This is a genomic window from Bradyrhizobium sp. CER78, assembly GCF_029846235.1.
GTDB lineage: Bacteria > Pseudomonadota > Alphaproteobacteria > Rhizobiales > Xanthobacteraceae > Bradyrhizobium.
Genome location: NZ_JARVWP010000006.1, coordinates 265,341 through 278,918, shown reverse-complemented (window position 1 = coordinate 278,918; position 13,578 = coordinate 265,341). Strand labels below are relative to the sequence as shown.

Annotated in this window: 14 protein-coding genes; 3 read left to right on the top strand and 11 right to left on the bottom strand. The window is 65.3% G+C overall.

The window, feature by feature from the left end:
- Window positions 1-56: 56 nt before the first annotated feature.
- The 3 genes from QDT69_RS15445 to QDT69_RS15435 all read right to left on the bottom strand — a co-directional run bounded on the left by QDT69_RS15445 (window position 57) and on the right by QDT69_RS15435 (window position 4,696).
- On the bottom strand, window positions 57-869 hold the full coding sequence (locus QDT69_RS15445) for an outer membrane lipoprotein carrier protein LolA (RefSeq protein ID WP_279707363.1): 813 nt from the start codon (window positions 867-869) through the stop codon (window positions 57-59).
- 100 nt (window positions 870-969) lie between these two features.
- Window positions 970-3,453, bottom strand: a complete 2,484-nt coding sequence (locus QDT69_RS15440) for a DNA translocase FtsK (protein WP_279707362.1) — start codon at window positions 3,451-3,453, stop codon at window positions 970-972.
- 16 nt (window positions 3,454-3,469) lie between these two features.
- Complete coding sequence (locus QDT69_RS15435) at window positions 3,470-4,696, bottom strand: aminotransferase class I/II-fold pyridoxal phosphate-dependent enzyme (protein ID WP_279707361.1); 1,227 nt, start codon at window positions 4,694-4,696, stop codon at window positions 3,470-3,472.
- A gap of 178 nt (window positions 4,697-4,874) precedes the next feature.
- Between QDT69_RS15435 and QDT69_RS15430 the strand changes: the two genes are divergently transcribed.
- Both QDT69_RS15430 and QDT69_RS15425 read left to right on the top strand, forming a co-directional pair.
- Complete coding sequence (locus QDT69_RS15430; protein WP_279707360.1) at window positions 4,875-5,345, top strand: NUDIX domain-containing protein; 471 nt, start codon at window positions 4,875-4,877, stop codon at window positions 5,343-5,345.
- A gap of 105 nt (window positions 5,346-5,450) precedes the next feature.
- A complete protein-coding gene (locus tag QDT69_RS15425; RefSeq protein ID WP_279707358.1) occupies window positions 5,451-6,263 on the top strand; it encodes a diguanylate cyclase in 813 nt (270 codons plus the stop codon).
- A 148-nt stretch (window positions 6,264-6,411) separates the two neighbouring features.
- Here QDT69_RS15425 and QDT69_RS15420 read toward each other — a convergent pair whose 3' ends face one another.
- The 8 genes from QDT69_RS15420 to QDT69_RS15385 form a co-directional block, all read right to left on the bottom strand.
- The gene (locus QDT69_RS15420; RefSeq protein ID WP_279707357.1) at window positions 6,412-6,816 is read right to left on the bottom strand and encodes a GFA family protein; all 405 of its coding nucleotides are present in this window, start codon (window positions 6,814-6,816) and stop codon (window positions 6,412-6,414) included.
- Window positions 6,817-7,027: 211 nt separating this feature from the next.
- On the bottom strand, window positions 7,028-8,476 hold the full coding sequence (locus QDT69_RS15415) for an ammonium transporter (protein ID WP_279707356.1): 1,449 nt from the start codon (window positions 8,474-8,476) through the stop codon (window positions 7,028-7,030).
- A gap of 39 nt (window positions 8,477-8,515) precedes the next feature.
- Entirely contained in the window at window positions 8,516-8,854 is a 339-nt protein-coding gene (locus QDT69_RS15410; protein ID WP_021082517.1) for a P-II family nitrogen regulator, read from the bottom strand.
- Between the two features lie 316 nt (window positions 8,855-9,170).
- Window positions 9,171-9,773 carry an ATP-dependent Clp protease proteolytic subunit gene (locus QDT69_RS15405; protein WP_279707354.1) on the bottom strand — a complete coding sequence of 201 codons (603 nt, stop codon included), beginning with the start codon at window positions 9,771-9,773 and terminating at the stop codon, window positions 9,171-9,173.
- Window positions 9,774-9,824: 51 nt separating this feature from the next.
- A complete protein-coding gene (locus QDT69_RS15400; protein WP_279707353.1) occupies window positions 9,825-10,190 on the bottom strand; it encodes an SRPBCC domain-containing protein in 366 nt (121 codons plus the stop codon).
- On the bottom strand, window positions 10,187-10,501 hold the full coding sequence (locus QDT69_RS15395; protein WP_279707352.1) for a metalloregulator ArsR/SmtB family transcription factor: 315 nt from the start codon (window positions 10,499-10,501) through the stop codon (window positions 10,187-10,189). The genes QDT69_RS15400 and QDT69_RS15395 overlap by 4 nt, the downstream gene beginning before the upstream one ends.
- 142 nt (window positions 10,502-10,643) lie before the next feature.
- On the bottom strand, window positions 10,644-11,963 hold the full coding sequence (locus QDT69_RS15390; protein WP_279707351.1) for an ammonium transporter: 1,320 nt from the start codon (window positions 11,961-11,963) through the stop codon (window positions 10,644-10,646).
- 80 nt (window positions 11,964-12,043) lie between these two features.
- On the bottom strand, window positions 12,044-12,382 hold the full coding sequence (locus tag QDT69_RS15385) for a P-II family nitrogen regulator (protein WP_016841426.1): 339 nt from the start codon (window positions 12,380-12,382) through the stop codon (window positions 12,044-12,046).
- Between the two features lie 303 nt (window positions 12,383-12,685).
- Between QDT69_RS15385 and QDT69_RS15380 the strand changes: the two genes are divergently transcribed.
- On the top strand, window positions 12,686-13,576 hold the full coding sequence (locus QDT69_RS15380) for a DUF4339 domain-containing protein (RefSeq protein WP_279707348.1): 891 nt from the start codon (window positions 12,686-12,688) through the stop codon (window positions 13,574-13,576).
- The last annotated feature ends 2 nt before the right edge of the window (window positions 13,577-13,578 follow it).

The window sequence follows — 13,578 nt, the reverse complement described above, 5'->3', positions numbered from 1 at the left end:
GAGGGAATGGCGGGTTACGCCTTCGGCTAACCCGCCCTACGGTTACGGCATCTCGGCTAGCCCGGCGACGATCCGGGATAGGTCGTGAAGTCGATCTTGAACAGGCCCGGATCGGGCTTCTGCGTGGCGTCGAGATTGTAGACCGCAACCGTGGTGTCGTAGCCTTGCGGGTCGGTGACGGTCCACTGCTTGAGCTTGCCGTCCTTGGCGCCGATCATCAGCAGGAAGCGGCTGGTGCCGACCAGCGCCTGCTTCTCCTCGATCGTGATGCTGACGAACACGTCATCGGCGGTGACGCTGACGACGTTGGTGTCCTTCATCAGGTCGATGCGGTCCGACAGCAGATAGCGCAGCGGGGTCTGCGACAGCGGATAGATGTCCTGGGTGGCGAGCCTGCGGTCGCGCACCGCGACCGACGAGCCGTCGGCGATCACCTCGATCGTGCTTGGATTGTCATATTCGAAGCGCAGCTTGCCGGGCTTCTGGATGTAGAAATCGCCCTTGGTCTTGGTGCCGTCGGGGCCGACCTGCACGAAATTCCCGACCAGGGTCTGCAGCGACGACAGATAGGCCGAGACCTTGGCGGCCTGCGCCTTCTGGTTGGCGTCGAAGGTCTGGAAGATGCTGGCGGGCACGTTGCGGCGCGGATCGGGAATCACCGGGTCTGGCGGTGCCTGGGTGGCACCTGTGGTGGTCGGGCCCTTGTCGGCATTGCTCTGCGCGCCGGCGTCCTTGACCTTCGGTGCTGCCTTGGGTGCGGCGGGTTTCGGCGACGGCGCATTTTGCGCAGTCGCGCCGCCTGCGATCGCGGCGGTGACGAAAAGAGCCAGCGCAGTGCGCGCGCCGCGGTCAATGAGGTGTTTTGCCATCAGATATGTCAGGTCTCTGTTCGACGCTCGTCCCGCTTCGCCGGATTTTATCCCGCCTCTTCCGAGGGAGATATGGTTTTTCCGTGATGATCGCCCCCGATCAGAACTGGCCTTCTTCCTCCCCGACCAGGATTTCGCGCTTTCCGGCGTGATTCGCGGGTCCCACGATGCCCTCAAGTTCCATCCGCTCCATCAGCGAGGCGGCGCGGTTATAGCCGATCTGCAGCCGGCGCTGGATGTAGGAGGTCGACGCCTTGCGGTCGCGCTTGACGATCGCAACCGCCTGCGTGAACAGGTCGCCGCCGCCGTCGCCGCCCATGCCGGTGGCATCGAACACGGCGCCGTCCTCGTCGGTCGGCTCTTCCGCGGTGACCGCTTCGAGATATTCCGGTTGCCCCTGCGTCTTCAGGTGACGCACCACCTTCTCGACTTCCTCGTCGGAGGCGAACGGGCCGTGCACGCGGCTGATGCGGCCGCCGCCCGCCATGTAGAGCATGTCGCCCTGGCCGAGCAGCTGCTCGGCGCCCATCTCGCCGAGGATGGTGCGGCTGTCGATCTTCGAGGTCACCTGGAAGGCGATGCGGGTCGGGAAGTTCGCCTTGATCGTGCCGGTGATGACGTCGACCGACGGACGCTGTGTGGCGAGGATCACATGCAGGCCGGCGGCGCGCGCCATCTGCGCGAGGCGCTGCACCGCGCCTTCGATGTCCTTGCCGGCGACCATCATCAGATCGGCCATCTCGTCGACGATGATCACGATGTAGGGCAGCGGCTCGAGGTCGAGCTTCTCTTCCTCGTAGATCGCCTTGCCGGTTTCCTTGTCGAAGCCGGTGTGCACGGTGCGCGTCAGCTCTTCGCCCTTGCCCTTGGCCTCGACGAGGCGCGCATTGTAGCCGTCGATGTTGCGGACGCCGAGCTTGGCCATCCGCTTGTAGCGCTCTTCCATCTCGCGCACGGCCCATTTCAGCGCGACCACCGCCTTCTTCGGGTCGGTGACGACGGGCGTCAGCAAGTGCGGAATGCCGTCATAGACGGAGAGTTCGAGCATCTTCGGGTCGACCATGATCAGGCGGCACTGGTCCGGGCGCAGCCGGTAGACCAGGCTCAGGATCATGGTGTTGATCGCGACCGATTTGCCGGAGCCGGTGGTGCCGGCGATCAGCATGTGCGGCGTGCGCGCCAGATCGATGATGACGGGATCGCCGCCGATCGTCTTGCCGAGACACAGCGGCAGCTTTGCCACCGACTCGGTGCTCTCCTTGGCGACCAGCAGCTCGCGCAGGTAGACCTTCTCGCGATGCGCGTTCGGCAGCTCGATGCCGATCGCGTTGCGGCCGGCGACCACGGCGACGCGGGCCGACAGCGCGCTCATCGAGCGCGCGATGTCGTCGGACAGCCCGATCACGCGCGATGACTTGATGCCGGGCGCGGGCTCCAGTTCGTATAGCGTGACGACCGGGCCGGGATTGGCCTTGACGATCTCGCCGCGCACGCCGAAGTCCTGCAGCACGCCTTCCAGCGCGCGCGAATTGCTTTCCAGCTCGGCCTTGCTCAGCGGCTGGCGATCGCTCGCCTTCGGCGCGCTGAGCACCGAGACCGACGGCAGCTCGAACTTGTCGGAATTCTTCTTCTTCGGCTTCGGCTCGGCCTTCCTGCGCGGGGCGCGGGCGGCGGGAGCTTCCTCCTCCTCCTCGTCCTCTTCTTCCTCGTCGTCGAAAGCCTCAGCCTCGTCTTCGTCCTCGTCGTGATCGTGATGCGCGGGCGCGATCGAGGGCGCCGAACGGCCGCCGCCGATATTGGGCTCCTGACGCTCGAACGCGGCGCTGCGGCCCTGCGATCCGCTCGACACCAGCGATTTATAGGCTGTTGTGAACAGCCAGCCGAGCCGGGCCTTCGCGCTCATCAGCGCGTGGAACAGCCAGCCCAGCGAGACCGAGCTGCGGTCCTCGTCGTCCTCGACGAACGGCTCGTCGTCGTCCGAGATCGGCGTCAGCTCGTCGTCCTGCTCCTTGGCGCCCCAGCCGCAGGCGAACAGGAAGCACGCGGCCATCGCGACAAACAGGATCAGCCCGAGCACGACGCGGTAGACGAAGCCGGGCGGCCCGAACACCACGGCCGGCGCGCGCAGCAGCGCGTCACCAACGACGCCGCCGAGCCCGGTCGGCAGCGGCCAGGCGGTGTTGTGCGGCCAGCAGCTGGCGAAGCCCGCCGCGATCACCGTGCACAGGATCCAGCAGCCGAGCCGCAATGCCTCGCGGTCGAACGGGCGATGCGTCAGCATCCGCCAGCCCCACACCGCGACCGGCAGCAGCAGCATGATCGCGCCGAGGCCGAGAATCTGCATCAGGAGGTCGGCGCCGATCGCGCCGGGATAGCCGAGCACATTGCGGATCGCGCGCGAGGTGGCGTGACTCAGCGACGGGTCCTGCACCGACCAGGTCATCAGTGCCGCGGCGATGCCGCCTGACAGCGCGATCAGGCCGAGCCCGGTCAGTTCGCGCAGCCGCCGCGCCAGCGCCTCGCGCAGCGAGAGCGGCAGATGGCCGACCAGGGGGATGACACGTTCGATCGCTGGCATACTCAATCTTCGCGCTTCGCGATTAACCCAGGGTTTCGACCAGGCGATGCATCGCCTCGGCCGTCGATTCACTATCGGAGACCAGCGCGAGGCGGATATAGCCCGCGCCCGGATTGGAACCGTCGTTCTGCTCGCGCGCCAGATAGCTGCCGGGAATCACGCGAACACCGGCGTCGCGATAGAGCCTCACCGTCGTCGCCTCGTCGCCGCCGCGATCGGAGACGTTGAGCCACACGCAGAAGCCGCCGGCGGGCCGCTTGTAGCCGTAGCGGCTGCCGAGGATCTGGTCGGCGAGATCGAACTTGATGCGATAGAGCCTGCGGTTCTCCTCGACATGCGCTTCGTCGCCATAGGCGGCGACCGCGACATGCTGCAGCGGCACCGGCACCTGCGGCGCGGCGACGTTGCGCAGCTCGAGGAACGCGGCCATGAACTTTCGGTCGCCTGCGGCGAAGCCGACGCGCATGCCCGGCAGGTTCGAGCGCTTCGACAGCGACTGGAACGCCACCACATTGGTGAAGTCGGGTCCGGCGCATTCCAGCATGCTGCCCGGTGCTTCGCGGGTGTAGATCTCCGAGTAGCACTCGTCGCTCAGGATCATGAAGCCATGGCGATCGGCGAGCTGCTTCAGCCGCGTGAAATAGGCACGCGAGGCGACCGAGCCCTGCGGATTGGCCGGCGAGGCGAGGAAGAACGCCACGGTACGCGCCAGCGTCGCCTCGTCGATCGAATCAAGGTCGGGCAGGAAGCCGTTGCTGAGCGTGGTCGGCAGATAGATCTGCTCGCAGCCGGCCGCGCGGGCGCCGGCGCCATAGGCCGGATAGAACGGATTCGGCATCAGGATCGCCGGTCGGCCCTTGCGCGGCGAGACGTAGCGGGCTGCCGTGATCGCGGCGAAGAACAGCCCCTCGCGGCTGCCGTTCAGCACCGTCACCTCGCTCTCCGGGTCGACCGGGCGCGGCAACTGGAACCGGCTCGACAGCCAGGCCGCGGCCGCGCGGCGGAACGGCTCGATGCCCTTGGCCATCGGGTAGCGGCCGAACTCGGCGGTGTGCTTCGAAAGCACCGGCCCGACGAAGTCCGGCACCGGGTGCTGCGGCTCGCCAACCGACAGCGTAATCAATGGCTTAGCCGGCTGGTAGGGCGCCAGGAGCTCGGTGGTACGCACGAATGGGGAACGCTCGGCCTGGCCGGCGGATGCGACATCGCCGGCGCCCTGCGCCAAGCCGGATGAGGCGGTCATTGCCATGGTTGAAATGCCAGCACTTTCACTGCGGTCGGGGTTGAGGGGCGCCGACCGTAAACCGATCAAGTCACCATAGATAGGGCGAGGTTAAGACGCGATTAACCATCGGCGGCGGGCGCGGTCGGCCGGCGCGTGATATCAGCGCTGGCCGAACAAAACCGCAGCGAAATTGCACCGAGCCATGATCCATCGCCGCGCCGTCAGGGCGCTCATCATCACGGGCGAGCGCGAAGTCCTGCTGCTGCGGATTCGCCCGCCGCACGGCGATTGCTTCTGGATCGCGCCCGGCGGCGGCAGCGAGGGCGACGAGACGCCGGAGGCGACGTTGCAGCGGGAATTGGCCGAGGAAGTGGGGCTGACCGGCTTCGCGCACGGCCCTCTCGTCTGGCGACGCCATCACACCTTCAATTGGGGGGGACGGCGGATCTCGCAGAAAGAAGAATACCGCATCGTCTACGCCGACCGATTCGACCCCGTCATGACCGATGCGGCCGAAGCGAAGGTGCTCGATTGCTTCCGCTGGTGGCCGATCGCCGATCTATCCAGCGCGGAAGAGCGCCTCACCCCGTTGGCGCTCGCCACGATCCTGCAAGGCTACCTGCGCGACGGCGCGCCGCGCGAGCTTCCGGAAGAGGAAGTCCTGGTCGACTGACGCCGTTGGCCGGTCATTGCCGCCGATTCGAGCGTTCCGCTTTACCCGCCGTTAAGCCCGGCACGCGCGTCACGAAATCCTTCAGCAATTTGCAATACTGCAGGAATGAATGATCCCGCGTATTGCGAGGTCGTGCAGACGGAAATGGCGATCAAGATCGAGACACGCGGCGATGTCCTGCGCCGCACCGGCAAGGTGATGGTCATTGCCGCCGGCATGACCGCAGTGATGTCCTTCACCATCGGCATGCTGGTGTTCGGCCGCGATCTGGCGGCGCAGATCACGGTCGGCCAGATGCAGGCCTTTGGACTCACCGCCGGCGTCTTCATCGCCGTTACGCTCAGCGGCGCCATGTCGTATCGCGCCGGCCTGTTGATGCTGGAGCTGGCGCGGACCCGGCGTGAGCTCGCGCAGATCTCCCAGACCGACCAATTGACCGGGCTGCTCAACCGTCGCGGCTTCGATGCCGAGGCGACGATCGCGCTCGAGAAGGCGGAGACGAATGGTGCGTCAGCGGCGGTGCTGATGTGCGACATCGATCATTTCAAGTCGATCAACGACCGCTACGGACATGAGATCGGCGACAAGGTGCTGGTCGAGATCGCCGATGTGCTGCGCCAGTTCGCGGTCCGGCACGGCGCGCTGGTCGCCCGCTATGGCGGCGAGGAATTCGCCGCGGTGCTGACAGGCCGGAGCCACGAGCAGGCCGCGCACGGCGCCGAGGAAATCCGCCGCGATTGCGCTGAAAGAACCATCCTCGACGGCGTGACCCGGCTGCCGGTGACGATCAGCATCGGCTTCACCGTGAAGGAGACCGACTTCGATCTGGGCAATTTGATGCGCACCGCCGACCAGGCGCTCTACGCCGCCAAGCGCCACGGCCGCGACCGCGTCGAGCACGCACGTGATGCGGCGTGAGCACCTGTAGCCCGGATCAAGCGAAGCGAAATCCGGGGCGATCTTTCCAGGCGGAATACCGTTCCCGGATTGCGCGGAGCCTGTCATCGGGCGCGCGTTCGCGCGACCCGTTGGCTCCATCCGGGCTACGGCCCGCGATGCGCGGCGTCTACCGCGCCGGCAGCTTCTCGAACGACGGCTTGCCCTCGGGCAGATGGTGGAAGGTCTGCTTGTCGCAGGCGTAGATCGTCATCTGCGGAGTGAACACACTGGGGTCGTCGAAGGTGCCGACCTTCAGGATCGTCGCGGGCAGGCCGGGCACCTTGGTCAGCAGATGCGTGCCGCATTCGGGGCAGAATTCCCGGGTCACGGCGCGTTCGAGATCCTTGCGCGTGAACTGCTTGGGCTCGCTTGCGGTGTATTTGAAGCCGGTGGCCGGCATCGCCATGAACAGGTTCGGCCCGCCGCCCGTGATGTACTGGCATTCGCGGCACAGGCATTGCGCCGCCATCATCGGTTCGCCTTCGGCCTCATAGCGCACGTTGCCGCAATAGCACCTGCCTTGCACCTTCATGACGTCCTCCCGTTCTTGTTGTCGGCTTCATTGTTTGTAGCCTGTCATTCCATGATGGCAGGCAATTCCGACATTATTTTCTCAAGCCGCAGAAAAAAGAAAGGGGCTCCAACTTGCGCTGGAGCCCCTCAACGGTCCGGACATTGCCGGGTATGTGCCCGGACCGTAGTTCTGGACCTGGCCCCGGAGGGAGCCAGAGTCCCGGGAGAACTCACATGTTGTAGGCGCGCTCCGTGTGCTCGGTGATGTCGAGGCCTTCACGCTCGGTCTCGACGTTGGCGCGCAGGCCGACGATCACGTCGACGATCTTGTAGAGGATCGCCGAACCGATGCCCGACCACACCAGCGTGGTGCAGACGCCCCAGACCTGCGAGATCATCTGCGCCGCGAAGTCGTAATCGGCGACCTTCGGCGGGATCGCGGTGTAGTCGATGATGCCGGCGCCACCGAGTGCCGGGTTGACCAGGATGCCGGTGCCGAGCGCGCCGACGATGCCGCCGATGCAGTGGACGCCGAACACGTCGAGCGAGTCGTCATAGCCGAGCGCGTTCTTCACCACCGTGCAGAAGAACAGGCAGACCACGCCGACCACGAGGCCGAGCACGATGGCGCCCATCGGACCGGCATAGCCGGCCGCCGGCGTCACCGCGACGAGGCCCGCGACCGCGCCCGAGAGCGCACCGAGCAGCGAGGGATGGCCCTTGATGATCCATTCCGCGAACATCCAGGACAACGCCGCCGCGGCGGTCGCCACGAAGGAGTTGGTCATGGCGAGCGCCGCGCCGCCATTGGCTTCGAGGTTGGAGCCGGCGTTGAAGCCGAACCAGCCGACCCAGAGCAGCGAGGCGCCGATCATGGTCATGGTCAGCGAGTGCGGAGCCATCAGCTCCTTGCCGTAGCCGGTGCGCTTGCCGATCAGCAGCGCGCCGACCAGGCCGGCGATGCCGGCGTTGATGTGCACGACGGTGCCGCCGGCGAAGTCGATCGCACCCTTCTTGAAGATCCAGCCGGCGTCGGCATTGATCGCGTCGAGGGCGGCCTGCGCCTTCGTCTTGGCATCGCCCTCAGCCGCGGCGGCGAGTGCCTTGGCAGCATCCTGGATCGCGTCCGGGCCCGGCCAGTACCAGACCATGTGCGCGATCGGGAAGTAGATCACGGTGACCCAGATCGGGATGAACAGCGCGATCGCCGCGAACTTCATCCGTTCGGCAAAGGCGCCGACGATGAGGGCCGGCGTGATCGCCGCGAAGGTCATCTGGAAGCAAACGTAAACCAGCTCCGAGATGTTGGCGTCGACCGAGAAGGTCGCCGCCTTCGAGTCCGGCGTGACGCCCATCAGGAAGGCCTTGGAGAAGCCACCGATGAAGTCGGAGCCGCCGGTGAAGGCGAGGCTGTAGCCGTAGAGGGCCCAGAGCACGGTGACGATGCAGACGGTGTAGAACACCTGCGCCAGCACCGAGAGCATGTTCTTGGAGCGGACGAGACCGCCATAGAACAGCGCGAGGCCCGGGATGGTCATCAACAGCACCAGCACCGTCGATGTCAGCATCCAGGCGTTGTCGCCCTTGTTGACGGTTGGCTCGGCGTAGGCGGCGGTTGCGGCAAAGAGGCCGACTGCGAGGGCCGCCAGTCCCGCGCCATAGGGACGCTTGAACGTCATGTCATATTACTCCTGAGGTCTTAAGGTTTGAGCGCGAAATCAGAGGGCCGCCGCATCGGCCTCGCCGGTGCGGATGCGCACGGCGTGCTCGAGGCTGATGACGAAGATCTTGCCGTCGCCGATCTGTCCGGTCTTGGCGGCGGAGGTGATGGCGTCGATGGTCTTGTCGACCTGGTCGGAGCCGACTGCGACCTCGATCTTGATCTTGGGCAGGAAGCTCACGGCATATTCGGCGCCGCGATAAATTTCCGTGTGACCCTTCTGACGGCCGTACCCCTTGACTTCCGTCACCGTGAGACCGTGAACGCCAATGGCGGTCAGGGCGTCACGGACCTCTTCCAGCTTGAATGGCTTAATGATCGCCATAACAATTTTCATGAGTCCTATCCCCGCTTGGACCCGGTGCGAACGAGCACCGGGAGTTTCGACTGAGATTCACCACGCGGAGGACATCCACTACGCGGGCACAGCCGGGACCCTTAGAATCAAATGCCGTGCCAACCGGCCGGCGTTCGCTAATGGATTATGAATCCGGATGTTTTCCCGCATTGCGGGAGCGCGGTGCCCCTGCGCTATTCCGCCGCGCCTAAAATCTAATCAGGTTGGCTCAATTCGTGAGCAAGCCAGGGTCCGGACACAATTCTGCTCAGTGGGGGAGCAGTAATGGGTATCCAAATAGGGCGATGCCGGACCATTAGGCGGCGTCGCGTGCCGCGAAGACCTTATCGATCAAGCCCCATTCGAGCGCCTGCTGCGCGGACATGAAGTGATCGCGGTCCAGCGTCCGCTCGACGTCGGCTTCGGTGCGCCCGCAATGCTGCGCGTAAAGGCGGATGATGCGCCGCTTGGTCTCCTGCATCTCGGTGGCGTGGATCAGGATGTCGGACGCCTGGCCCTGGAAGCCGCCAAGCGGCTGATGCACGTGGAGGCTCGCATTCGGCAGCGCGGCGCGGTGACCGGGCTCGCCGGCCATCAGCAGGAACGAGCCCATCGAGCGCGCGGTGCCCATGCACAGCGTGTGCACCGGTGCCTTGATGAACTGCATGGTGTCGTACATCGCAAGCCCGCTGGTGATCACGCCGCCATAGGAGTTGATGTAGAGGTTGATCGGCTTGTTCGGGTTGTCAGCCTCGAGGAACAGCAACTGCGCGCAGACCAGCCCGGACATCGCATCATTGACCTCGCCGTTCAGGAAGATGATGCGCTCGCGCAGCAGCCTGGAATAGATGTCGAAGGAGCGTTCGCCGCGGGTCGACTGTTCGACGACCATGGGGATGAGTTGCATCATGTCGCGCATCGGCGACCTCCATGTCTGCAGGTGATGACGTCTCAGCGGTGAAGTTTGCGATCAGGCCGCGCGCATCACGGTGCGGCGGTTGCTGTTGGCGGCCTGCGGCAGTCTTGCTCGCTCGTCGCAGGCTTGTTGGATGATGCGAAAGCGGGTGCCGCCGGCCTCGTTCGGCTCGATCCGGAAGGTGACATGGCTTTCGCGAAACGGCGGCTCGGACTCGCGGAGCCGGTAACGCACCTCTTCGCCTGTGATCGTTGCTTCCGGCTCGGCGCCGGCGAGATCGCAATCCGGCAGCCAGCGTTCGCGCAGCGCCGGAATGGTCACGGCGCGCCAGACTTTTTCAGGCGGTGCGTCGAGCTCGTATTCGATCACGAGGGCTTGCACCAGGGCTTGGTCCGCGTCAGGCTCGACTGCATCGCTCATTGATCCATGTCCTTCAGCAGGCCGGAGAGCGCTTCGATGCGCTTCGGCCAATAGGCGCGGTAGCGGGCGAGCCAGCTGCCGATGCTGGCGATGCCGTCCGGGTCGACCTCGTAATTCACGAAACGGCCCTGCCGCTGCTCGCGCACCAGGCCCGCCGCGCGCAGCACCGCGAGATGTTGCGACATCGCCGGCTGGCTGATCTCAAGGCCGTCGCGCAAGGCGCTGGCGTTCAGGCTGCCGCCAGCCAGCTTCTCGAACACCTTGCGGCGGGTCGGATCGGCCAGCGCCTTGAAGATATCAGCTTCAATCATGCCGATACATAAGCATACACTTATGTGTCGCGCAAGCCCGAACTGTCCTCACGCCGTGCTGCGTGACGTCGGGAGCGCTGGGGTGCTTTGCATGGGGTTGTTTTGCGAATTTGCCGCCAGGCTCCCACCGGCCCTGTGAGCTCTACTGTAGCGCTTCCCCGTGCTGCGAGATGTCGAGGCCTTCCATCTCCTGCTGCATCGAGACACGGAGCGGGACGAAGGCAGAGACCAGTTTGAGCAGCACGAAGGTGACGCCGCCGCACCAGAGCGCCGTAACACCGACCCCATAGAGCTGGATCAGCAGCTGATTCGGATTGCCTTCGAGCAGGCCGGACGTGCCGCCGATCGCGGAGGCCGCGAAGATGCCCGCGAGCAGCGTGCCGGTCAGGCCGCCGATGCCGTGCACGCCGAACACGTCGAGCGAGTCGTCATACTTGAAGCGATGCTTCAGCCAGGTACAGGCCCAGAAGCAGACCAGGCCGGCAATGATGCCGATGATGACGCCGTGCCACGGCGCGACGAATCCGGATGCCGGGGTGATGGTGCCGAGCCCCGCGACCGCGCCCGAGATCATGCCGAGCACCGACGGCTTGCGGCGCGTCGCCCATTCGATCGCGCCCCAGGTCAGCGCGCCGGCGCAGGCCGCAAGATGCGTGGCGGTGATCGCCATCACCGCACGCGAATTGGCCGCGAGCGCCGAGCCGCCGTTGAAGCCGAACCAGCCGACCCAGAGCAGGCCGGTGCCGACCACGGCGAGCGACAGATCGAACGGCGACAGGTTGTCATGGCCATAGCCGTGCCGGTTGCCCATCACCTTGGCGGCGACGAGGCCGCTGATGCCGGCGGAGAGATGCACGACGAGGCCGCCGGCGAAATCCAGCACGCCCACTGATGCGAGGAAGCCGCCGCCCCACACCCAATGCGCCAGCGGCACATAGGCGAAGATGAACCAGCCGATCGAGAACAGTACATAGGCGGAGAATCGCATGCGGTCGGCGACCGAGCCCGCAACCAGCGCCACCGTGATGATCGCGAACGTCATCTGGTACAGCATGAACAGCGCTTCCGGGATGGTCTTTGCCGCCGGATTGACGCTGTCCATGGTGATGCCGGCCAGGAACCAGCTGTCGAGCGAGCCGAGCCAAGGACCGTTGCCGACGAAGGTCAGCGAATAGCCGAAGGTGACCCAGAGGATCGAGATCAGAGCGACGGCCGTGAGGCTCTGCGCCATCGTCGCCAGCACGTTCTTCTTGCGCACCATGCCGGAGTAGAACAGCGCCAGCCCCGGGATCGTCATCATCAGCACCAGCGCGGTGGCGACGATCATCCAGGCGGTGTCGGCGGCGTTGATGCCGGAGTTGGCTGCAGAATCTTGCGCCAAGGCCGGCGCGCTCCACGCGAGCAGGATTGCAGCAGTGATCGGCGCAGCTGATATCGCTGCACGAAGAGCTCGTGCCCCCATCATCATTCCCCGGCGTGTCGTCGTTTCTTGGTGTGGATTTTGGCGCGCCGGCGTCGTTGCCGGCGCGACCTCGATAGAACTCAGAGCGCGTCGTTATCGGTCTCGCCGGTGCGGATGCGCAGCGCGTGGTCGATCGGCGTCACGAAGATCTTGCCGTCGCCGATCTGGCCGGTGCGGGCGTGCTGGGTGATGACGCTGACCGCCTTGTCGGCGAGCTCGGTGTCGACGGCGATCTCGATCCTGAGCTTGGGCAGGAAATTCACGACATATTCGGCGCCGCGATAGATCTCGGTGTGGCCCTTCTGGCGGCCATAGCCCTTCACCTCGGTCACCGTCATGCCGTGGACGCCGATCGCGGTCAGGGCCTGGCGCACTTCGTCAAGCTTGAACGGTTTGATGATCGCGACGACGAGTTTCATGGTTCAGGCCTTTATTTCCTTGAGATTTTCCGTGTCCGCCCGTCCCCGAAGCGGCGCTTGCCGTCCCCGGAGCGGCAATTTGCCATCCCGGTTATTTCGCGTCCGCCAAATCTGGCAGCTTTCTGGGCAAATGGCACAAAAAAGTTGCAGGTTGAAGGGGAAAACGTGCGCGGCGGGTGAACTCCGTCACTGTACGAGACGACAACCCTCCGCCAGAATATGGCTTTCCCGCCCCGGCCAGCGGTCCCGCTGGCTCGTTTCGCCTACCGCGCGTCCCCATGCGCGCGCCCCGAGGAACAAGAAATGTCGAACCGAAACTGGTTTTATGCATCCGAAGGCCAGCAAAAAGGCCCCCTGCCTGAAGCTCAGCTCCGCGACTTGATCACCCGTGGCATGGTGGGCGCCGATACGCTGGTGTGGACCGAGGGAATGGCCGGCTGGCAGAAGGCCGGGGAGATTCCAGGACTTGTTCCGAGCGCGGGGGCTCCGCCGGCGTTTCCGCAGGCCGGTGCACCGCCGCCGGTTGCGGCATCGGCAAGCTACAGCGGCGGCGCGCTGTCGGCCGACTTCCCGATCTGGGGCCTGTTCGGACGCAGCGTGCTGATGTTCATCGGCCAGATCTTCGTCATCCCCGCGCCGTGGACCGCGACCGGCCTGTACCGCTTTGCGATTCCCTATATTCGCGTGCCCGGCCGGCCGCACCTCGCCTTCACCGGGCAGCCTCTCGACATCTGGTACGTCTTCATCGTGCTCGGCCTTCTGACCTATGCCGGAGCCGCCAACAGCAACATCGTCACGCTGCTCTCGCTGCTGTTGCAGGGCTTCCTGAGCTGGATGATCGTGCGCTGGATCTTCGGCCGCCTCAGCTCGAGCGGCCAGGACCTGCCGATCTCGTTCAACGGCAGCCCGGCCGTCTATGTCGGCTGGTACGTGCTGATGGTGATCGCGTCCATCACCATCATCGGCTGGGCCTGGGTGATGACCGCATGGCTGCGCTGGATCTGCCGCAACGTCGAGGGCACGCGCCGCGAGGTCACCTTCAATGCCTCCGGCCTCGACGTGCTGTGGCGAACCATCGTGTTCGCGGTCGGCTGCGGCTTCCTGATTCCGATTCCGTGGGTGCTGCGCTGGTACGCCAACTGGTTCATCTCGCAATTCGCGTTGACCGAGCGCGGCGCGGCCGCGGGTAGCTGAAA

Bases quoted from the DNA above. Each gene is read 5' to 3' on its own strand.
- QDT69_RS15430 (WP_279707360.1), top strand. From the start codon at position 4,875: ATGATCCATCGCCGCGCCGTCAGGGCGCTCATCATCACGGGCGAGCGC.
- QDT69_RS15410 (WP_021082517.1), bottom strand. From the start codon at position 8,854: ATGAAAATTGTTATGGCGATCATTAAGCCATTCAAGCTGGAAGAGGTC.
- QDT69_RS15415 (WP_279707356.1), bottom strand. From the start codon at position 8,476: ATGACGTTCAAGCGTCCCTATGGCGCGGGACTGGCGGCCCTCGCAGTC.
- QDT69_RS15385 (WP_016841426.1), bottom strand. From the start codon at position 12,382: ATGAAACTCGTCGTCGCGATCATCAAACCGTTCAAGCTTGACGAAGTG.
- QDT69_RS15420 (WP_279707357.1), bottom strand. From the start codon at position 6,816: ATGAAGGTGCAAGGCAGGTGCTATTGCGGCAACGTGCGCTATGAGGCC.
- QDT69_RS15380 (WP_279707348.1), top strand. From the start codon at position 12,686: ATGTCGAACCGAAACTGGTTTTATGCATCCGAAGGCCAGCAAAAAGGC.
- QDT69_RS15425 (WP_279707358.1), top strand. From the start codon at position 5,451: ATGAATGATCCCGCGTATTGCGAGGTCGTGCAGACGGAAATGGCGATC.
- QDT69_RS15395 (WP_279707352.1), bottom strand. From the start codon at position 10,501: ATGATTGAAGCTGATATCTTCAAGGCGCTGGCCGATCCGACCCGCCGC.
- QDT69_RS15435 (WP_279707361.1), bottom strand. From the start codon at position 4,696: ATGGCAATGACCGCCTCATCCGGCTTGGCGCAGGGCGCCGGCGATGTC.
- QDT69_RS15405 (WP_279707354.1), bottom strand. From the start codon at position 9,773: ATGCGCGACATGATGCAACTCATCCCCATGGTCGTCGAACAGTCGACC.
- QDT69_RS15445 (WP_279707363.1), bottom strand. From the start codon at position 869: ATGGCAAAACACCTCATTGACCGCGGCGCGCGCACTGCGCTGGCTCTT.
- QDT69_RS15390 (WP_279707351.1), bottom strand. From the start codon at position 11,963: ATGGGGGCACGAGCTCTTCGTGCAGCGATATCAGCTGCGCCGATCACT.
- QDT69_RS15400 (WP_279707353.1), bottom strand. From the start codon at position 10,190: ATGAGCGATGCAGTCGAGCCTGACGCGGACCAAGCCCTGGTGCAAGCC.